At 70.3% G+C, this 19,910-nt stretch carries 21 protein-coding genes; 7 read left to right on the top strand and 14 right to left on the bottom strand.

Going from position 1 to position 19,910, the window contains the following annotated elements:
* The first annotated feature begins 1 nt into the window (after position 1).
* Positions 2–1,507, top strand: coding sequence for a fumarate hydratase (locus CKO33_RS08115; protein ID WP_200181277.1), 1,506 nt, complete (start codon positions 2–4; stop codon positions 1,505–1,507).
* A 52-nt stretch (positions 1,508–1,559) separates the two neighbouring features.
* A complete protein-coding gene (locus tag CKO33_RS08110) occupies positions 1,560–2,630 on the top strand; it encodes a lipoate--protein ligase (RefSeq protein WP_200181275.1) in 1,071 nt (356 codons plus the stop codon).
* 64 nt (positions 2,631–2,694) lie between these two features.
* Here CKO33_RS08110 and CKO33_RS08105 read toward each other — a convergent pair whose 3' ends face one another.
* The 8 genes from CKO33_RS08105 to CKO33_RS08070 form a co-directional block, all read right to left on the bottom strand.
* Positions 2,695–3,186, bottom strand: a complete 492-nt coding sequence (locus CKO33_RS08105) for a hypothetical protein (RefSeq protein ID WP_200181273.1) — start codon at positions 3,184–3,186, stop codon at positions 2,695–2,697.
* Positions 3,179–4,093, bottom strand: coding sequence for a TIGR01777 family oxidoreductase (locus tag CKO33_RS08100; protein ID WP_200181272.1), 915 nt, complete (start codon positions 4,091–4,093; stop codon positions 3,179–3,181). The genes CKO33_RS08105 and CKO33_RS08100 overlap by 8 nt, the downstream gene beginning before the upstream one ends.
* A gap of 76 nt (positions 4,094–4,169) precedes the next feature.
* A complete protein-coding gene (locus CKO33_RS08095) occupies positions 4,170–4,325 on the bottom strand; it encodes a hypothetical protein (RefSeq protein ID WP_200181270.1) in 156 nt (51 codons plus the stop codon).
* Positions 4,326–4,392: 67 nt separating this feature from the next.
* Positions 4,393–4,785: a YajD family HNH nuclease gene (locus tag CKO33_RS08090; RefSeq protein ID WP_200181268.1), complete on the bottom strand. Its 393-nt coding sequence runs from the start codon at positions 4,783–4,785 to the stop codon at positions 4,393–4,395.
* Positions 4,786–4,799: 14 nt separating this feature from the next.
* Positions 4,800–6,515, bottom strand: coding sequence for a potassium channel family protein (locus tag CKO33_RS08085; RefSeq protein WP_200181266.1), 1,716 nt, complete (start codon positions 6,513–6,515; stop codon positions 4,800–4,802).
* A 21-nt stretch (positions 6,516–6,536) separates the two neighbouring features.
* On the bottom strand, positions 6,537–6,920 hold the full coding sequence (locus CKO33_RS08080) for a DUF6394 family protein (protein WP_090486025.1): 384 nt from the start codon (positions 6,918–6,920) through the stop codon (positions 6,537–6,539).
* 32 nt (positions 6,921–6,952) lie between these two features.
* On the bottom strand, positions 6,953–7,711 hold the full coding sequence (locus CKO33_RS08075) for a DUF3581 domain-containing protein (protein ID WP_200181264.1): 759 nt from the start codon (positions 7,709–7,711) through the stop codon (positions 6,953–6,955).
* Positions 7,712–7,772: 61 nt separating this feature from the next.
* Positions 7,773–9,122, bottom strand: coding sequence for a M48 family metalloprotease (locus CKO33_RS08070; RefSeq protein ID WP_200181262.1), 1,350 nt, complete (start codon positions 9,120–9,122; stop codon positions 7,773–7,775).
* 175 nt (positions 9,123–9,297) lie between these two features.
* On the opposite strand from CKO33_RS08070, the gene CKO33_RS08065 reads away from it, so the two are divergent.
* The gene (locus CKO33_RS08065; RefSeq protein WP_242472539.1) at positions 9,298–10,515 is read left to right on the top strand and encodes a YcjF family protein; all 1,218 of its coding nucleotides are present in this window, start codon (positions 9,298–9,300) and stop codon (positions 10,513–10,515) included.
* Positions 10,512–12,071, top strand: a complete 1,560-nt coding sequence (locus tag CKO33_RS13865; RefSeq protein WP_200181253.1) for a GTPase family protein — start codon at positions 10,512–10,514, stop codon at positions 12,069–12,071. Before CKO33_RS08065 ends, CKO33_RS13865 begins: the two co-directional genes overlap by 4 nt.
* Before the next feature lie 15 nt (positions 12,072–12,086).
* Here CKO33_RS13865 and CKO33_RS08055 read toward each other — a convergent pair whose 3' ends face one another.
* On the bottom strand, positions 12,087–12,287 hold the full coding sequence (locus CKO33_RS08055) for a hypothetical protein (protein ID WP_200181244.1): 201 nt from the start codon (positions 12,285–12,287) through the stop codon (positions 12,087–12,089).
* A 164-nt stretch (positions 12,288–12,451) separates the two neighbouring features.
* Between CKO33_RS08055 and CKO33_RS08050 the strand changes: the two genes are divergently transcribed.
* Positions 12,452–12,889 (top strand): DsrE family protein, encoded by a 438-nt coding sequence (locus CKO33_RS08050; RefSeq protein ID WP_200181242.1) that lies wholly within the window; start codon positions 12,452–12,454, stop codon positions 12,887–12,889.
* 94 nt (positions 12,890–12,983) lie between these two features.
* Here the strand turns inward: CKO33_RS08050 and CKO33_RS08045 are convergent, their stop codons facing one another.
* Positions 12,984–13,463: a YbhB/YbcL family Raf kinase inhibitor-like protein gene (locus CKO33_RS08045; RefSeq protein WP_200181240.1), complete on the bottom strand. Its 480-nt coding sequence runs from the start codon at positions 13,461–13,463 to the stop codon at positions 12,984–12,986.
* Positions 13,464–13,597: 134 nt separating this feature from the next.
* Positions 13,598–14,887, bottom strand: coding sequence for a sensor domain-containing diguanylate cyclase (locus CKO33_RS08040; RefSeq protein ID WP_200181238.1), 1,290 nt, complete (start codon positions 14,885–14,887; stop codon positions 13,598–13,600).
* Between the two features lie 61 nt (positions 14,888–14,948).
* Here CKO33_RS08040 and CKO33_RS08035 point away from each other — a divergent pair, with 61 nt between their 5' ends.
* Positions 14,949–15,884 (top strand): cobyrinic acid a,c-diamide synthase, encoded by a 936-nt coding sequence (locus CKO33_RS08035; protein WP_200181231.1) that lies wholly within the window; start codon positions 14,949–14,951, stop codon positions 15,882–15,884.
* Positions 15,885–15,976: 92 nt separating this feature from the next.
* A complete protein-coding gene (locus CKO33_RS08030) occupies positions 15,977–17,155 on the top strand; it encodes a toxic anion resistance protein (RefSeq protein WP_200181229.1) in 1,179 nt (392 codons plus the stop codon).
* A gap of 74 nt (positions 17,156–17,229) precedes the next feature.
* Here the strand turns inward: CKO33_RS08030 and CKO33_RS08025 are convergent, their stop codons facing one another.
* The 3 genes from CKO33_RS08025 to serS form a co-directional block, all read right to left on the bottom strand.
* Complete coding sequence (locus tag CKO33_RS08025) at positions 17,230–17,598, bottom strand: hypothetical protein (RefSeq protein WP_200181227.1); 369 nt, start codon at positions 17,596–17,598, stop codon at positions 17,230–17,232.
* A 91-nt stretch (positions 17,599–17,689) separates the two neighbouring features.
* Positions 17,690–18,310, bottom strand: coding sequence for a Spy/CpxP family protein refolding chaperone (locus CKO33_RS08020; RefSeq protein ID WP_200181225.1), 621 nt, complete (start codon positions 18,308–18,310; stop codon positions 17,690–17,692).
* Positions 18,311–18,399: 89 nt separating this feature from the next.
* Positions 18,400–19,683 (bottom strand): serine--tRNA ligase, encoded by a 1,284-nt coding sequence (gene serS, locus CKO33_RS08015; protein WP_200181223.1) that lies wholly within the window; start codon positions 19,681–19,683, stop codon positions 18,400–18,402.
* Between the last annotated feature and the right edge of the window lie 227 nt (positions 19,684–19,910).

Raw genomic sequence — 19,910 nt, 5'->3', positions numbered from 1 at the left:
CATGTCCGTCATCCGCCAGGAAGACCTGATCCAGAGCATCGCCGACGCCTTCCAGTTCATCAGCTATTACCACCCCAGGGATTTTGTGCAGGCCCTGGTGCGCGCCCACGAGCAGGAGGCCTCGCCGGCGGCCCGGGACGCCCTGGCCCAGATCCTGGTCAATTCCCGCATGTGCGCCCAGGGCCACCGCCCCCTCTGTCAGGACACCGGCATCGCCGTGGTCTTTCTCAAGATCGGCATGGACCTGCGCTGGGAGGCGGACATGAGCCTGCAGGCCATGGTGGACGAGGGGGTGCGCCGCGCCTACACCCATCCCGACAACCCCCTGCGGGCCTCGGTGCTGGCCGATCCCGCCGGGGCACGGCGCAACACCCGGGACAACACCCCGGCGGTGGTGCACACCGAGATGGTGCCCGGCGACCGCCTGGAGGTGATCTGCGCCGCCAAGGGGGGCGGCTCCGAGAACAAGGCCAAGCTGGCCATGCTCAACCCCTCCGACTCCATCGTGGACTGGGTGCTCCAGACCCTGCCCGGCCTGGGCGCCGGCTGGTGCCCGCCGGGCATCCTGGGTCTGGGCATCGGCGGCACCCCGGAGAAGGCCATGCTCATGGCCAAGGAATCCCTCATGGCCCCGGTGGACATCCACGAACTGCGGGAGCGGGGCCCGGCCAACCGGGTGGAGGAGCTGCGCCTGGAGCTGTACGACAAGGTCAACGCCCTGGGCATCGGCGCCCAGGGGGTGGGCGGGCTCACCACCGTGGTGGACGTGAAGATCCTGGACTACCCCACCCACGCCGCCTCCCTGCCCGTGGCCCTGATCCCCAACTGCGCCGCCACCCGCCACGTGCACTTTGAGCTGGACGGCAGCGGCCCGGCGGACCTGGTGCCCCCCGCCCTGGAGGACTGGCCGGCCCTGGACTATGATCCTGCAGAGGGGCGCCGCGTGGATCTGGACCGGGTCACCCCCGAGGAGGTGGCCACCTGGAAGCCCGGCGAGGTGCTGCTGCTCAACGGCCGCCTGCTCACCGGGCGGGACGCCGCCCACAAGCGCCTGGTACAGATGCTGGACCGGGGCGAACCCCTGCCCGTGGATTTCCACAACCGCTTCATCTACTACGTGGGCCCGGTGGACCCGGTGGGCGACGAGGTGATGGGCCCCGCCGGTCCCACCACCTCCACGCGCATGGACAAGTTCACCCGCCGCATGCTGCAGGACACCGGCCTGCTGGGCATGGTGGGCAAGGCCGAGCGCGGACCGGAGGCGGTGGCGGCCATCCGCGACCACGGAGCCGTCTACCTCACGGCCGTGGGCGGCGCCGCCTATCTGGTGTCCAGGGCCATCCGCTCCGCCCGGGTACTGGCCTTCGAGGACCTGGGCATGGAAGCCATCTATGAATTCGAGGTGAAGGACATGCCCGTGACCGTGGCGGTGGACAGCCAGGGTACCTCGGTGCACGAAACCGGCCCCCGGGAGTGGCGTCTGCGCATCCAGCAGGGCAGGTCCTGATCCGCAACGGCCCCGCCGGGGGCCGGCCATGCAGCCCCCTCATGGAGAGACCATGCGACTGCGCATCCTGGACCTGGACCACCAGCCCCCTCACCGCTCCCAGGCGGTGTATCACGGCATCGCCGGGGCCCTGGCCGCCGGCGATGATCCGGTACTCACCCTACTCAACCCCTCGGATCCCTATGTCTGCGTGGGGCTGCACCAGGACATTGCCCAGGAGGTGAACGAGGCCTTCTGCCGGGAACAGGGCCTGCCGGTGATCCGCCGCCGCGTGGGGGGCGGCGCCGTCTATCTGGACCGGCATCAGCTCTTCTTCCACTTCATCTACCCGGCGCACCTCGCCCCCCGGCGCATCGCCGAGATCTACGGCCACTTCACCGATCCGGTGGTGGAGACCTACCGGCGTCTGGGGGTGGACGCCCACTTCCGTCCCGTGAACGACATCCAGGTGAACGGGCGCAAAATCGGCGGCACCGGCGCGGCCACCCTGGGACAGGCCACCATCATGGTGGGCAGCTTCCTGTTCGACTTCGACGTGGACACCATGGCCCGTTGCCTCAGGGTCCCCTCGGAGAAGTTCCGCGACAAGCTGCGCCAGGGCATGAACGACTACATCACCACCCTCTCCCGGGAGCTGGAGCACCCACCCTCCCGGGGGCAGGTCATCGCCACTTTCCTGCAGGCCCTGCGGGAGCGTCTGGGGGTGGAGCCGGTGCCGGACGCCCCCACCCCCGCCGAGGAGGCCGCCATCGCCGAACAGGAGCGGACCCTGGCGGACCCGGAATGGACCCACCAGAAGGGCCGCCGCTTCGTGGAGGACGGGGTCAAGATCGCCGAGGGGACCCACCTGGCCGATGGCGCGGAGAAGGCCCCCGGAGGCCTGGTCCGCGCCCGGCTGCTGTCCCGGGACGGCCGTGTGGCGCAGCTGTCCCTGAGCGGCGACTTCACCATATTCCCGGAGACGGGCATGGACCGCATCGCGCAGGCACTGCAGGGGCTGCCCCTGGATCCGGAGGGGCTGGAGGTGGCCATCTCCCGGACCATACAGCGGGAGGCGCTGGACCTGCCGGGGGTCAGACCCCGGCACATCGCCACCGCCATCCTCAACGCCAGCCGGACTTAAGGGCCCGCCACCGGGGCCGGCACATGCGGGTGAACGCGCCCACCCGGGGCGGGACCTGCCCGTTCTAGGCCCCCGGCCCCGGGGCCAGGCCGTAGAACCGGGCCACGCGCACGGCGAAATCGTGGATGGGCTCGGGGGAGACGGCATCCGGCAGGCCGTCGATGATGCGCCGCCCGTCCCTCAGGTGCAGGCAGACCACGTAGCGATGGCCCCGGCCGAAGGGATAGCGCTCGATGCTGATGCGCTGTACCTGGGACAGGTCATGCTCCAGCACGGGACGCAGGCCGGTGATCCCCAGTTGCTGGATGTGCACCCGGGCCGGCGAATGGTGGAAGCGGTACACCGTCAGTGGGGAGAGCTTCCACAGGGCATAGCCCAGCATGACCGCCAGCAGCACCAGGATGGCCAGGTTGGCCGGAGGCGGCGGATACCCCACCAGGGTCTGGCGCAGGAAAAAGGTGCCGTACCCCACCAGCCCCACCGCCGGCAGGGCCTGCAGCAGGATGGCCAGGGGATCGGGATGCCGGATCACCATCGCCGTCCCCTCCTCAGCCATCGGCGACCTCGGCCAGGGCATGCTCGATGCGCGGATAGAGGAAGTCGTAGCCGGCCTCCTGGATCCGCTGCCCCGAGACCTCCTGGGAATCCAGCACGATGGTGGCCATCTCCCCCATGGCCGCGCGCAGCACGAAGGCGGGCACCGGCAGCAGCGCGGGCCGCCCCAGGGCGCGTCCGAAGGCGCGGGAGAAGTCCCGGTTCGTCACCGGATGGGGGGCCACGGCGTTATAGACCCCCTGCATGGCCTCGTCCTTCAGGGCCCGGTCCAGGATCCCGGCCAGATCATCCACGTGGATCCAGCTCATCACCTGCCGGCCGTTGCCCACGGGGCCTCCGAGCCCCATCCTGAAGATGGGCAGGAGGCGGTCGATGACCCCGCCGCCACGCCCCAGGACCACACCGATGCGCGGGATCACCAGGCGCACCCCGTCTTTCACGTTCCGGGCCTCCGCCTCCCAGTCCCGGCAGATGCGGGCCATGAAGCCCTCCGCCGGGGGGGTGTCCTCGTCCATGGCCCCGGGGCGGTTCACCGGGTAATAACCGATGGCGGAGGCGGAGACCAGCACGCGGCAACGGGGGGCGTGCCGGTTGATGCCCTCCACCAGGGCGCGGGTGGGTTCGATGCGGGACTGCAGGATGCGTTTCTTCTGCTGCGGCGTCCAGCGGCGGGCGGCGATGCTCTCCCCCACCAGGTTCACCGCCGCGTCCACCTCCGCCAGCACCTCCGGCGGGAGCGGGGAACGGGCGTCCCAGGGGACGAACTCCAGGTGATTGCCGTTGCCCAGACGGCGCCGGGCACTGGCCACACTGCGTGTGAGGACGACGAAGGTGTGCCCCTGGGGCTGCAGACGCTGGATGAGACGGGCACCGACAAAGCCGGTACCGCCGGTGATGAGGATTCTCATGCTGGCTCCTTGAACGCTTCCTGTCTGGGTGGGGCCGCCCCCGGAGGGGACTGCCCCGGGGAACGCCGTCGCCGGGCTATCGCTGATCCTGTCCCTTCTCCCGCTCCGCCTTGCGCCGCTGCAGTTCCTCGCGGTCCCGGCGCAGGGAACGGAACTGCCACAGACCGAAGACGATCACCACGGCGATGATCATCAGCCCCTCGAGCATCTTCACATCCAATTGCGCACCCATGGCCTGCCTCCGGTGGGGATCTCCCTGGGAAGCTACGCCGCGGCCACAGGCCGGTCAAGACGACGCTTTACAGGGACTTTCCGTCGTCCCCCTCCCCCTTGAGCAGATCCCCCAGGGCGGCGAAGGGGTTATGGGTGGCGCCCCGGGCCCCCGCGGGGCCATCACCGCTCCCTCCGCGGGCCGCCTCGATGAGGCGCTGGTGCTCGTTGTCGTGGCAGTAGACGCACAACAGCTCCCAGTTGGACCCGTCCAGCGGATTGTTGTCGTGATTGTGGTCCCGGTGATGCACGGTGAGCTCGTGCACGTTGCGGTGGTCGAAGGTACGGCCGCAGCGGCCGCACACCCAGGGATACATCTTCAGGGCCCGGGCCCGATAGCCCTGTTCCCGTTCCTGGCGCTGGCGCTGACTCTCAGCCACCACCCGGTCCAGGCGGGAACCTCTGTTGGAATCTTTGCTCATGGTGGGCTCCTCTCTCATTCTGCCGTGTTGGACGCGCCGCCGCGCCCGTGCCGGGCGAGCCGATGCCAGAGCAGCCCTTCAGGCCGGCTCTCCCCGGTCACCAGATAGCGCAGGGCCCGGGTATCCTGCAACAGCTGCCGGAAGCGGTCCGCCACCCGGGGGCGGCTGCACAACAACAGGCGATCCTCCGTGGCCAGGGGGCACTCCGCTTCCGGGGTGAGCACCACCTCCTCGCCGCGCATCCACATCAGGGCCACACAGTCCGAACCCGAGTGGCGGCGCTGACCGGCCTCCAGAAGCGCCCCCAGGGTGACGCTGCGTTCCTCCAGCAAGGTGACCAGGGCCGGGGCCCCGTCGGGATCGATGCGGATCATCCACACCTCCGGCACCACCTCGCCGGTGATGCCGCCGATGCGGGCGATGAGGGCGTCGGCCCAGTCCTGGTCGCGATGGCGGGCGAGGGCCAGGAACCGCGCCAGCAGCGGCGTGCTCAGGTGGGCCAGGATGGCCTCGGCGATCATCTCCCCGGGACGCATGAGCAGGTCCGGGGAGGCGGCACGGAACAGGGCCTGGTTGTCCCGCTGGTTCTGCCGCGCCACCACAAACAGGTCCGGGTTCAGGTCGCGGGCCGTCATCAGGCAGGAGAGGTTGTGGCTGTCCCGGTCCGTGCCCGCCACCAGCCCGGCGGCGTGCTCGATGCCGGCCTCCCGCAGCACGTCCGCCTCGGTGCCCCGCCCCTGGATGCAGGGCCCGTCGCAACGGGCGCGCCCGGCATCGTGCTCCACCACCACGGTGGTCAGCCCCTGGGCCAGCAGACCCCGGCGCACCGACTGCCCCAGGCGGCCGAAGCCCACGATCACCCAGTGCCCCCGGGGCGGATCCACCGGCAATGGCAGGGGCGTGCCCGGCACGCTGGTGAGCCATTCATGCAGCAGATACAGCCCCGGGGAGCGCAGGGCCAGCGCCAGGCGTTCGCCGAAGGCATCGAAGGGATTGACCACATGATCCGCACCGAAGGAGAGCATGTTCTCCCGCGTGGCGGCGTTGTGGGCGCGGCAGATCACCGGCAGGCGCTCGTTGAGCAGCTTGCCGGTGATGGCGATCTTGAGGTTGGTCTCGTCGTTGTCGGTCACCGCCACCACCCCCCGGCAGCAGGGGTGGTACAGGCCGCAGGCCACCAGGTTGGAGGACAGGGCCGCGTCCCCCCGCAGCCCCGGCACATGCACCTGCAGGTCCGCCAGTTCCAGGTCGTTGATGCGCTCGCCGTTCCAGTCCAGCACCACGGCGCCGTGACCGCGGTGCACCAGGGCCTTCACCAGCATCGAGCCCGTATCCCCGTAGCCGCAGACGATGTAGAAGGGATCGCAGATGCGCCCCACCGCGCGCTCGAAGGACTGGGTCCGCAGGGCCTGGTTGAAGGCCGGGTCCTGGATCAGGGAGAGGATCTTGCCGATGGCGTAGAGCCAGGCCACCACGGTGAGATAGATGGAACCCATCACCCACATGCGCTGGGCGGCATTGAAGGGATGGGGCAGTTCCCCGAAGCCGATGGTGGTGGCGGTGTAGCTGAGGAAATACAGGGCGTGGAAGATGTCCATGCGCCAGGGATTGCCCTGGGGGTCCTCCCCGGGGATGAGGATCATCCCCAGGCCCGCCACGGTGTAGGCGCCGATGAGGATCAGCAGCGGCTTGCGCATGCGCCGCAGGAAGAGGAAGACGACCTTGTCCATGGGGCGGGCCCGCCGCGGCCCTCAGCGCCGCAGGTTGACGGTGTCGATGATCACCAGCACGGCCGAGACCACATTGGCCAGCAGGGCGCCGGCGGCCAGGGAGACGATGGTGGCCATCATGGTCATGTCCACCCCCTGGGCATGCACCTGGGCGGCGTAGCCCCAGACCACCGCCGCCGTCAGCAACTGCAGGTCCGCCACCAGGGAACTGGCCAGAAGCAGGGCCCCGGTCTGGGTGCGGTCCCCGAACTTGAGCACGGTGGCCACCAGGTTCACCAGGATCACCGCCAGCAGCTCGTAGGTGTTGTGGTGTTCCGGGTAGTAGAACTGACCCAGCACGAAGCCGAAGTTCAGGGTCAGGGCCAGAATGATGAAGAAACCGAAGACCACCTTCTCAAGACTCATACCCCTGCCCTCCCGCAGTCCTTCGGCCGCCGTCAGGCCGCCTGGTAGGCCGCCTTCCAGCCATCGTACTGTTGCACCAGCGCATCCATCACCTCCTGCTCGAAGGGCCGCAGGCCGGAGAGCACCAGCTTCTTGCAGCCGCGGCCCACCACCCGGTCATCCAGGACCAGATCGAAGTTCAGGTCCACGTCCCCGCGCTTGCCGTTGACGCGAAGATCGGCCCCGGAGAAGACCAGCTGCGGCGCCCCGGCCACGGGCCATTGGCCGAACTCGAAGGCCATGCTGTTGTAGAACACCAGGGGCCGCTGCGGGTTCACCATCACCCCCTGGGACTTCATCAGCGGCACCAGCACATGGGGGAAGTTCTGCCCGGAGAAGGCGGCGTAGTCCCGGGTCAGCTGTCCCACCAGGGCGGCATCCCGGGAGGTCTCCCCTTCCCGCTCCACCTCCAGGTACACCTTGCCGGCGGCATCGGCGATGGCCAGATGCGGCGCCTCCGTCTCCGGGAAGCAAAGCGCCACGTCCTCCCCCACCATGTTCTGGAAGGTGAAGGCCATGCGGCGGCTGACACCGTAGTGGGCCAGCACCAGGCAGAACAGCAGGTCCCCCGGCACACAGAAGCGCTTGGCGTCCTCGTCGTGGATGGGGTTGAAATCCCCCGCCACCTCCTTGGCGAAGCGGCTGGCCTGACGGCGCGACACGCGCACGCCGCCGTGATCCTGACTGTGGAATTCATCGAGATAGGAAGGCACGGGCTCGGTCTCCTTGAGGATGTGCTGCGGATGATGCATTCGGGCTGCAAAGGGCCCGACAGTGTACCCGCCCGCACCCGCCCAGGCCACGACGACGGAGCTATTGCCATTGCTGCAACCGCTGCAGGGCAAACCGGCCCTGGGGCGTCGCCGTGCCCACCTGCTCCAGATAGCGCTGGTAGTGCACCGCCGCCCTGCGCCGGTCCTGCATGCCCTCATAAGCCACCCCCTGCAGGAAGACGGTGTTGGGATTGCCGGGCAGCAGTTGCTCGTAGCGCCGGAACTGCGCCAGGGCCGCCTCCGGACGGTCCAGGGCCAGCTGGTTCACCCCGCTCAGGTGGATGGCCTGGCCCTCCCCGGGATAGGCCTCGCGGGCGGCCTCCAGATAGCGCTGCGCCTCCCGGTGCCGCCCCTGGGCCGACTGGGCCTTGGCCATGAGCACCAGGCCGGGGTAGTCCTGGGGCTCGCGCTTGAGGGCCCCGCCGAAGCGTTCCGCCGCTTCGGCGGGGCGTTCCTTGGCCATCAGGGCCTCCCCTTCCCGCTCCGTCTCGATCACCGGCTTGAGGCGGCGCAGGCTGGCGGTATGGTCCATGTAGCGCTCGCGGCGCGTGGCCCGGTCCCGGGCGGCGCCATAGCGTTGCCGGGCCTCCCGCCGCGCCGTGTCATAGCGCTCCTGGCTCATGGGGTGGGTGGAGAACATGGTCTCGATGGCGTTGGGCTCATGGTCGGACATGGCCCGCAAATGGTCCATCAGCCCCACCATCCCCTCGGGGTTGTGCCCCGCCTTCACCATGTACTCCAGCCCCAGGGCGTCCGCCTCGCGCTCGTTCTCGCGGCTGTAGTGGGCCAGCAGGGCCGTGGCCCCCACGGCGCTCACCGCATAGATGAGATTGCTGTACCCCGAGAGCTGCTCCGACTGTGCCGCCGCGATGCCCAGCCCCCCCAGGGCCAGGGAGGCCAGCACCCCCTTGGTATAGCGGCGCCCCGCATGGCGCGCGTTCACATGCCCCGTCTCGTGCCCCAGCAGGGCCGCCAGCTCCGCCTCGTCCTCCAGCTCCACCATGATCCCCCGGGTGCAGGCCATGCTGCCGGCGGGGAAGGTATAGGCATTGATGTAGTTCGCGTTCACCACATGATGGTCATAGGGCATGTCCGGCCGGTGCGACACCCGCGCCACGCCCATGCCCACCTCCTTCACGTAGGCGGTGACGCTGGCATCCCGCAGCACCCCGTAGTCGCTGGAGAACTGGTGCGGCGCCTGCTGCCGGTCGATGGCGATCTCCTGGGCCTCGGACATGAGCATGAGCCGCTGCTCCCCGGTGACCGGGTCGGTGGCGCAGCCGTGGAGCGCCGGCACCACCACCCCGGCGGAGGCGGCGGACATCAGCCAGAGGAAGTCACGCCGCGTCATGCGGCGCTCCAAGATACGGTTACCGGGATGCTCGGGCATGGGGGGTCTCCTGGTCCTGGGGCTTTCAACGGAATCCATCCCAGGCTGTACCCGAAAAGCGGTATCGAAGGCAAGATGCCGCATCACCGCTGGATACCTGGCGCCGGCCTCTGCAAAGATAGGGTTTGATCCGCGTACCTGTACGAATCCCAACCCCTTCCCCCACGGAGGCCCCTTGCCCCCCACCCCATCCTGGCGACGCCTGCTGGACGCCGTGACCGGTGCGGCCCCCGCGCCGGAGCTGGATGAGCGCATCCGGGAACAGGCCCGGGCCGAGGCCCCGGTGCTGTGGCTGCTGGGCAAGGTGCAGTCGGGCAAGAGTTCCATCGTGCGCGCCGTCACGGGGGATGCGGACATCGCCATCGGCAATGCCTTCACCCCCTGCACGCGGGCATCGCGCCTCCACGAGTTCCCGCCGGAGGCGCCGGTGGTGCGTTTTCTCGACACCCGCGGGCTGGAGGAGACGGACTACGATCCCGCCGGGGACCTGGCGCTGCTGGAGGGCCGGGCCCATGCGGTGGTGGCCGTGGCCCAGGCCATGGATCCGCACCAGGAGGCCGTGCTGGAGGTGCTGCGGGCGGTGCGCCGGCGCCATCCCCACTGGCCCGTGGTGCTGGTGCAGACCCGGCTGCACGACGGCTACCCGGACGGCCGTGACCACCCCGATACCGCCGCCCTGGCCGGGGACCCGGACCTGGCGGACCTGCGCCGGGCCCTGGAGGTGCAGGCCCGGGCCTTCCGTGCACTGCCGGGGGACGGCCCGGTGCATGTGGCGGCGGTGGATCTCACCCCGCCGGAGGAGGGGTTCAGCGATCCGGGATACGGCCTGGAGGGCCTGCTGGACGCCCTGGACGCCGGCTGTGCCGACGGTCGGGCGGGGTGGATCCGGGACCTGGCCGGGGAGGCACGGGCGGGACGGGCGGCCCGGCTGCGGCCGCATATCCTGGGCTATGCCCTCGCCGCCGGGGCCGCCGACGTGTTCCCCATGGTGGGCACGGTGGCCGTGCCCACGGTGCAGGGGCGCATGCTGCACACCATCGCCACCTTTCACGCCGTCCCCTGGGACCGGTCCGCCCTGCGGACCTTCGCCGCCTCCCTGGGGACGGGCACCCTGCTGGGCATCGGTGCCGGCTTCGCGGCGCGGCAGGTGGGCAAGCTGGTGCCCGGCTATGGCCAGGTGGTGGGGGCCACCGCCGCCGGGGTGGCCAGTGCCTCGGTGACCTACGCCCTGGGCCGGGCCGCCTCGTACTACCTGGAGACCCGCCGCCGGGGCATGGAGGACCCCCAGGGGGTGCGGGCGGCCTACCGCGGGGCGCTGCGGGAGGCCCATGACCTGTTCCGGCGGCGGGGAGCCGGCCCCGGTGCAGCGAGGCCGGGGGATCGGAGCGCATGAGGGACGGAACCCGCCTGTGGACGCTGCTGGCCACCGCGGCCGTGCTGCTGCTGCCCCTGCTGGTGCTCATGCCCCTGGGGGCCCTCTGGCTCTGGCAGCAGGGCTGGCTGCTGTACTGGCTGGGGGCCGGCGCGGTCCTGGGCCTGGTGGGCTACGGCCTGTCCCGATGGCTGCAGGGGCCGCCCTCCCCCGCGGAGCCGGACGATGTCCCGGAAGGGGCGGTCTCGCCGCCGGATGCGGACTGGTCGCAGCGGGACCTGGCCGCCTGGGCCGCGGTGCAGGCCCTGGCCGCGGAGGTGGACCCGGCCATCGTCACCCGCTACCGGGATCTGCTGGCGGTGGCCCGGCGCACCATCGCCACGGTGGCCGCCCACTACCATCCGGAGGAACGCCATCCGGTGTGGCGCTTCACCCTGCCCGAGGCCCTGCTGGTCACCGAGCGGGTGAGCGTGCGCCTGCGCCGGGTGCTGCTGGACCGGGTGCCCGGCGCCCACCTGATCCGGGTGAGCCGTCTGGTGCGGCTATGGGAGTTCCAGCCGGCGGCCCGCACGGGGCTGAAGTGGTTCCGCGGGGCGGCCTGGGTGTACCGCGCCGCCCGCCTGGTGAACCCCATGGGGGCGGTGCTGGCGGAGACCCGGGAGCGCCTGTTCTCCAACCTGCTGGACGAGGCCGGGGACGAGCTGCGCCGCCGCGGGGGCCGCATCTGGGTGGAGGAAGTGGGCCGGGCCGCCATCGAGCTCTACTCCGGACGGCTGCAGGCCCAGGCCGGGGCCCTGGACGAGGCCGCCCTGGAGCGGGCCGCGGGGCCGGGGGTGCCGGTGGACGTGCCCCCGGGGCCGGTGCGCATCCTGGTGGCGGGAGCGGGCCAGGCGGGCAAGTCCAGCCTCATCAACGCCCTCACCGGACGCACGGTGGCCGGGGTGGACGTGCTGCCGGCCACCCGCCTGCCCGCGGGGCACACCCTGGAGACGGCGGATCTGCCCGGGGCCGTGCTCATCGACACCCCCGCCCTGGAAGGCAGTGAAGGGATCGCCACCCTGGTGGACCAGGCCGACCAGGCCGACGGCATCCTCTGGGTGAGCGCCGCCCACCGCGCCGACCGGGCCTTGGACCGCCGCGCCCTGCAGGCCCTGCGCCAGCACTGGCACCAGGAGACCACCCGCCCCGCCCCGCCGCTGCTGGGGGTGGTGAGCCATGTGGACCGCCTGTCGCCGGTGCGGGAATGGGACCCGCCCTATGATACCGACGCCCCCCGGCGGCCCAAGGAACGGGCCATGCGCCAGGCCATGGAGGCCGTGGCCGCGGACCTGGAGATCCCCCTGGAGCGCCTGGTGGCGGCGCGCCTGGATCATGCGCATACGGTCTTCCATGTGGAACGCATCCTCGCCCTGCTGGCGGCCCATGGGGACCAGGCCCGGCGCTGCCGCGCCCTGCGGGTGATGCAGCAGGGGGCCCGGGGCCCCTGGCGGCAGGTGCTGGACCAGACCGCCCGTGCCGGGGCCGGGGCCGCCCGGCGCTGGATCGGGCGCCATCGCGGCGGACACCGGGAAGGCTGAAGGCGAAGGCGGCCCTCAGCCCCGGGCAAAGAGATGCCAGAGCAGGAAGCCGCCGTAGCCCCCCAAAAGGGCCAGGCTCAGGAGGGTGATGGGCCGCACCCCGGCCTCGGGCGGCGGCGGCTCGCCCCGGGCCCGGGCCAGGCGCAGCCGCCACCAGCGCCGGAAACGCCACCAGGCGAAGAGCAGGATCAGCAGCAGCGTCAGGAACTTGAACATGGCAGGCGGTCTCAAGGCGACGGTGTGGCCCCGATTCTCCCAGACTCCTGCGGTGCATCCAAACCGGTCCGGCCAACGGGATCGTGCCGGTACGGACCACAAGACATACATCAGCACTTGGTGATATGGTGATGTTTCTTTCCACGATCAGGAGACACCGAACCATGCAACGCTTCAAGAACGGTCTCATCGCCATCACCGCCCTCGTGGCCCTGGGCCTGATGCCCCTGGCCCAGGCGAAGGACGACAACAAGGTGCTGGTGACGGTGACCACGGGCGACGCCCAGACCCAGGCCATGGCCATGATCCTCACCGGCCAGCTGGTGCAGCGCGGCGCCGACGTGCGCATCCTGCTCTGCGACCAGGCCGGAGAGATGGGCACCACCGCGTTTGAAGGCCCCACCTTCAAGGGCCCCGACGCCAACGCCCAGCAGATCCTGCAGAAGGTGATGAAGGGCGGCGCCCAGGTGGATGTCTGCGCCCTGTTCCTGCCCAACAGCGACTTCACCCGGGACGATCTCATCGACGGCGTGGGTGCCGCCACGCCCCAGGAGATGGGCGAGTACATGATCAATGACGACGTGCGCTTTTTGAGCTTCTGACAGCGCCCGACGCGTTCGATCTCCAAAAAGGGCCGCCCCGGTCTCCCGGGACGGCCCTTTTGCCTATCCGGTCGTGGAAACCGCGGGGACGGCCTCAGTCCCGGCGATAGAGCCCCGTGAGGCGGTTCATGCCCAGGATGGCGGGCTCCACCTGCGCCAGCAGTTCCCACAGTCCCAGACCCTCGGGCAGGTCCGGCTCCCGCTCCAGGGCCAGCACCCAGAAGTAGTAACGGTGGGTGCCATGGCCCTGGGGGGGCATGGGGCCGCCGTAGCCGGTGCGGCCAAAATCGGTGCCCCCGGCGGTGTAGTCCTGCACCCCTTCCGGGAGTTCCTGCACCGTGGCAGGGATGTTGTAGAGCACCCAGTGCACGAACCCGTAGGTCCCCCGGGGGGAGACCAGCGGGGCATCGGGATCATGGCAGATCACGGCGAAGCTGCGGGTGCCCGCCGGGGCCCCGGACCAGGCCAGGGCCGGGGAGACATCCTCCCCCTCGCCGCTGTGGCGCGCGGGGATGGCCCCGCCGTCGGCGAAGGCCGTGCTCTTCACCTGCATGTCGGACAGTGCAAACCCCATGGATGGCCTCCTTACTATGCGCAATGGATCGGATGATGCGCCGGTGCGCCCGGGTTGCCCGTTACGGCGCGCTCCGGCGGTGACTGGCCCCGGAGTCTAACGGGGAAGCGGGGCGGCGGGAAACCGGACCGTTATCAGGCACATTCGATGCGGTTGCGGCCGTTCTCCTTGGCCCGGTAGAGGGCGTCGTCCGCCCGCCGCAGCAGGCGCTTGCGGGAATCCCCCCCCCGGTAACCGGCCACCCCCAGACTCAGTGTAATCCGCCCCACCGGGTCATGGGTCTCGCCGGCCACCCCCGCGCGGATGCGTTCGGCCAGCCCGCAGGCGGCCTTGGCGTCGGCCTTGGGCACCAGGATAAGGAACTCCTCGCCGCCCCAGCGGATGGCGAAATCCGAATCCCGGGTGAGTTTGCGCAGCTGCTGACCCACCCGGGTGAGGATCTGATCCCCCACTCCATGGCCATAATGATCGTTGATGGCCTTGAAGTGATCGATATCCGCCATGATGACGCTGAAGATCTCACCATAGCGGCAGGCCCGGTTCCATTCCCGCTCCAGGATCTGCTCGCCGAAGCTGCGGTTGGGCAGGCCGGTGAGCAGGTCCATGGTGGCCATGCGGCGCAGGGCCTGCTCCATGTGCACCCGCTCGCTGATGTCCTTGCCGATGCTCAGAAAGTGGGTGATCTCCTTCAGGCGGTTGCGCACCGGTGTGATGGTCTGCTCCAGGTGGAACAGGGTGCCGTCCCTGGCGCGGTTGACGAAGGTGGCACGAAAGGGGGCTCCCCCCTTCACGGTGGACCAGAGCTCGCGGTAGAACTCTTGGTCGTGGTGGCCGGACTGGAGCAGGCGGGGGTTCTCCCCCAGCACCTCCTCACGGCGATACCCCGTGCGCTCCTCGAAGGCGGCATTGACATAGACGATCCGCCCCTCCCGGTCGGTCATCACCACCTGATCGGAGTTCACCTCCAGGGCCGAGGCCATGAGATCGTAGCGGTCCTCGGCCGCCACCTGCTCGGAGATGTCCCGCTGCACCGAGACAAAATAGGCCACCTGCCCGTTCTCATCGCGCACCGGGGAGATGTTCCACTCCACGTAGTAGGAGGTGCCATCCTTGCGGTAATTCACGGTGCTGCCCTGGAAATAGCGCCCCTCCCGCAGGCATTCGCGCAACCGCTGGATGGTCTCGGGCTGGGTACGGGGCCCCTGCAGGAGGCGCGGATTGCGGCCGTACAGCTCCTCGGCGGGATAGCCCGTCATGCGCACGAAGGCGGGGTTGACATAGACGATGCGCGGCCCCGGCGGCTCCAGGTCCGCCGTGGTGATCACCACGGCGTTGAAGGACTGCTCCACGGCGGCCTCCAGCAACCTGGGCAGGGGCAATCCCGGGGGCGAAGGGGGCGATGACGTGGGATGATCCGGACTCATTCTGGAATGATAGTGGATCTATCCCCTGGCCAGAAGGGATGGATTCGGTACACTCCCCTTCATGTTCGCATTTCTCCAAGGCTTCGCCTACGGTCTCTTCCTCTCCTGCCTGCCCTGGCTGATCCTGGGGCTGATGGAGCCGCGCCTGGCGCTGCCCATCGATCCGCCGCGCCGCTGGCAGGTGCTGCTGCGCTACTGGCTGCTGTTCCCCTTCCTCGCCCTGGTGCTCTGGCTCACCTCCCTGTGGGGCGGTTTCGGGGCCTCCCTGGGGGGCTGGGTGGCCGGTCTGCTGGCCATCGCCGTGGAGATCCCGGTGGAGCGGGCCTGGCGTCGCGGGCGGGCGCGCCGGGCGCGACGCCAGCGGGAGGCCCGGGCCCGGGCCGCCGCCGAGCGGGAACGGGCAGAACAGGAACAGAAGGCCCGGGAGGCGGGCCTGGCGGTGCTGGACCCGCAACGACCACCGGTGGACGCCGATGACGTTGTCCTCGCCCTGTGCGAGGCCAAGGGGCGGCTGCTGCAGGCCCGCCGCCCGGACCTGGCCCCCCAGGCGGACCGGCTCTATACCCGCTACGGCCATGTGAACCAGCTCCTGGACGGCAAGTTCGACCCCCGGGAGCTGACCCATGAGCGCTCCCGCAAACTGGTGGGGGAGGTGGCCTGGTCCGGCGTGGATCAACTCCACACCATGGCCTCGGTGGCCCGGGGCATCCTGGGGGTGGACACCGAAGAGGTGCGCCGCCGCCTGGCGCAACCGGCCCTGGCCGACGGGGAGCGCCGGGCCCTGGAGCGGCGCATGGAACTGGTGGAGACCACGGAGGCCCGCCTGCGGGAGCTGAAGGCCCGCAACGAGGCCGCCCTCACCGCCCTGGATGACGCCGCGGTGGCGGTATCGGCGCTGAACACCCAGCGCCCCCGGGCCGGCGTGGCGGCGGAACAGGCCCTGGAGGACCTGCGCCGCTTCGTGGACCAGGCCCACCGCTACGACCATTCTTCCTGAATGCCGCCGGAAGGCCTTCCGACGCCTGCGGACGGCGGCCCGCCCTTCCCTTTCCAGCCGGCCCCGGGCCGGCCCTGTCAACGAGGTGGTCCATGAGTACAGCGCAGGACGATGCCGGGGGCGATGCCCTCAATCTCTCCCTGCCCCCGGCGCAGGAGATCGAATCCCGGGTGAAGGAGGAGAGCGATCCCGGGGGCATCGAGGACGACCCGGAACTGGTGCAGCGGGCGGAAGGGTTCCTGGAGCAGGTGCTGGCGGGGAACGGGGATCCGCGTCAGCGCCAGGCGGTGGACGAGATGGGGCTGGAGGTGCAGCGCCAGGCGGCCCACCGCAGCGAGATGCTCAAGACCCCCCTGCGCAAGCTGGCCCACCAGGGGGACGAAGGCGGTCCGGTGGCCCAAACCCTGCTGTCCCTGCGGGAACGCATGGAGGCCCTGGACCCGAAACGGCATAACCTCCAGGGCCGCGGCCTGGCCGGCCTGTTGTCCCGGCTGCCGGGGATGGCCTCCCCCATCAAGCGCTACTTCCACAAGTTTGAGACCGCCCAGGAGGCCCTGGACCATATCCTCAAGGACCTGGAGGCGGGGCGGGACATGCTGCACCGGGACAACCTCACCCTGGCGGATGACCAGCAGTCCCTGCGGGAGAGTCTGGAGCAGCTCCGCCGCCAGGTGGCCCTGGGGCGGCTCATCGACCGGCGGCTGACGGAGAAGATCGCGGAATGGGAGGACGGGGATGGGCAGAAGCGCTTCCTGCAGGAGGAACTGCTCTTCCCCCTGCGCCAGCGCATTGTGGACCTGCAGCAGCAGCTCACCGTGAGCCAGCAGGGGATCCTGGCCCTGGAGGTGGTGATCCGCAACAACCGCGAGCTCATGCGCGGCGTGGACCGGGCCATCAACGTCACCGTCTCCGCCCTCAACGTGGCGGTGACCGTGGCCCTGGCCCTGGCCAACCAGCGCCTGGTGCTGGACCGGGTGGAGGCCCTGAACACCACCACCTCCGACCTCATCGCCGGTACCGCCCAGGCCCTGCGCGGTCAGGGGGTGGAGATCCAGAACCGGGCGGCCTCCACGGTGCTGGACATGGAAAAGCTGGAGCAGGCCTTCGCGGACGTGGTGGGGGCCATCGACGAGGTGTCCCGCTACCGCCGCGAGGCCCTGCCCCGGCTGGATGCCCAGATCGACCGGCTCGAGCACCTGGCCTCGGAGGGCACCCAGGCCATCCGGCGCATGGACCGGGGCAACGCCGCGCAGGCGGACCGGCCGGTCTGACCTGCTCAGGGCGGGGACGGGTCGCACCCTGGGTGGGAGGGGCCCCGGAAACGCCCCTCACCCGCCCCGGGGGATCAGTCCCGGTGCCGGTCCCCGTCCTGCTCCACCGGCGGGTCGATGGGGGGCGGACCGGCCCGTTTCTGGGACACGATCTGGGCCACCAGATGGCCGATGCCCAGGATAAAGGCCAGGGGGAACAGCAGGGCCAGCACCGGCACCGGACCCCAGACGAAGAGGAACCCCAGGGGGGAGATCTGCACCAGCCACAGGCCGAAGGCGACGAGGATCCAGCGCCCGGCGAAGGTGGCGCAGTGGTCCCGGCACCAGACGGCCCGGGCCAGGCGCTGCTCCGGGGTGGTCCGGGGCATGGCGCGCAGGCACCAGGGGGCCAGGAGATGGGAGAGGACGGTATCCGCCAGGGAGGCGCGTGTTACGGGTGCCATGGGTCCGGATGACCTCGGGGACGGGATGGAGGGGGCGTGCGGGGGGCTTCCCGCCCGGAGGAGAAGCCCTCCCCCGGGACGGGCGGCGGGACTACTGCGCGTTATCCTCCTGCCAGCGCGGTCCCTGTCCCGGACCACGGTCCTGGGGCGGCCCCCCGCGGTCCGCGTTACCGCCGCCGGGGCCGCGTCCCTGACCGGAGGGACCGGTGTTGCTGCCCTCCATGCGCTCCCAGGGGGTGGGGGCCTCGTCCAGGATCCGGCGCTGATCCGGGGTGAGGGACTCATAGAGGCGCTCCGCCGCGTTCCGGGCCTCCCGCGCCTCCTCCGCCCGGGCCTCGGCCATGGCGGCCCGGTTGCGCATGCGGGTCAGGAAACCGGTGTCCCCCATGGCCTGACGGCGCATGTCCCGCTGCTCCGGGGCCATGCGCGGTCCCAGGTGCCCCATGAATGCTTCCCACAGGGGGCGCTGCTCACGGGTGAGATCCAGGTCCTCCTCCAGCTGCGCCATGCCCTGCCCCATGTTGCCCTGGCCGCGGCCGCCGGAGGGGCCCATGCCCTGCTGGCCGGGGCCTCCGCCCTGCCCCATCTGGCCCTGCCCCATCTGGCCCTGACCCTGATACTGGGCCGTGGCCAGGGCGGGGGCCGCCAGCAGCGCCGCGAGGGCACAGACGGTGATCAGGGGACGGAACGGGATCGGCTGTACTGGCTTCATGAGAAGACCTCCCGGCACATTCGCGCCTTAACGAACAATCATCCCATTGTAGGAGAAAGGCCGGGGGCGGGGCGAAGTCGCTGCGCGCCTCAGGCCTGGGGGTCCAGCACCTCCACCCCGCCCATATAGGGCCGTAGGGCGGCGGGGACATGGATGCGCCCCTGTTCGTCCTGATAATTCTCCACCACCGCCACCAGGGCGCGGCCCACCGCCAGACCCGAGCCGTTGAGGGTGTGCAGCAGTTCGGGCTTGCCCGTCTCCGGATTGCGGTAGCGGGCCATCATGCGCCGGGCCTGGAAGGCCTCGAAGTTGGAACAGGAGGAGATCTCCCGATAGCAGCCCTGACCGGGGAGCCACACCTCCAGGTCGTAGGTCTTGGCGGCGGAGAAGCCCAGATCCCCGGTGCACAGGGTCATCACCCGGTAGGGCAGTTCCAGACGCTGCAGGATGGCCTCGGCATGGCCCGTGAGGGTCTCCAGGGCCGCCCAGGAGTCCCGGGGCGGCACCATCTGCACCAGCTCCACCTTCTCGAACTGATGCTGGCGGATCAGGCCGCGGGTGTCCTTGCCGTAGGAGCCCGCCTCGGAGCGGAAGCAGGGGGTATGGCAGACGAACCGGGCGGGGACCTCGCCGGCCTCCAGGATGCGTTCCCGGGCCAGGTTGGTGACCGGCACCTCGGCGGTGGGGATGAGGTAGTAGCCGGGATCGTCCCCCATGCGGAACAGGTCCGCCGCGAACTTGGGCAGCTGCCCCGTGCCCCGCAGGCTGTCGGCGTTCACCAGGTAGGGCACATACACCTCCTGATAGCCGTGCTCGCCGGTGTGCACGTCCAGCATGAACTGGATCAGGGCCCGGTGCAGGCGGGCCATGGGCCCACGCAGGACGGCGAAGCGGCTGCCGCTGATGCGGGCGGCGCTGTCAAAGTCCATCCAGCCGTTGGGGGCCCCCAGATCCACGTGGTCCCGGGGCTGGAAATCGAAGCGGCGCGGCTCGCCCCAGCGGCGCACCTCAGCGTTCTGCTCCTCATCCTGCCCCACCGGCACGCTCTCGTGGGGCAGGTTGGGCACCCCCATGAGGAACTCCGAGAGCTCCTCCTGCAGGGCCGACAGGCGCGCCTCGCAGTCCCTGAGCTCATCCCCCAGCCGGCCCACCTCCGCCTTCAGGGGCTCGATGTCCTCCCCCCGGGCCTTGGCCTGGCCAATGGCCTTGGAGCGGCTGTTGCGCTCGCTCTGCAGTTCCTGGGTGCGCATCTGCAGGGTTCGGCGCTCGGACTCCATGCGGCCAAAGGCCTCGATGTCCAGGGTGAAGCCGCGGCCGGCCAGTTGTGACGCGACCCCTTCCGGGTCGTTTCTCAGGGTCTTGGGATCAAGCATATCGTCGGGTTCGATGGATGGGTCGGTTTTTCCGGCGATGGTAGCACACCCCCCAGCCGGGCCCCGACCGGCGGCCCCACGGCCGGATCCGCCCCTTCCCGGCAGCGGATGATGCACTGCAATGACATGGATCAAACGTCAACAGATAACCCCCTACAGGGACGGAATATTGACCCCCTGCCTGGTAATGGGGTCTCGATTGTTGACACATTGAAAAAATCCTCTAA

It is taken from the genome of Ectothiorhodospira mobilis, from assembly GCF_016584115.1.
GTDB classification, from domain to species: Bacteria; Pseudomonadota; Gammaproteobacteria; order Ectothiorhodospirales; family Ectothiorhodospiraceae; genus Ectothiorhodospira; species Ectothiorhodospira mobilis.
Note: the sequence above shows the minus strand (reverse complement) of the source record. Positions and strands in the feature narration are given on the sequence as shown.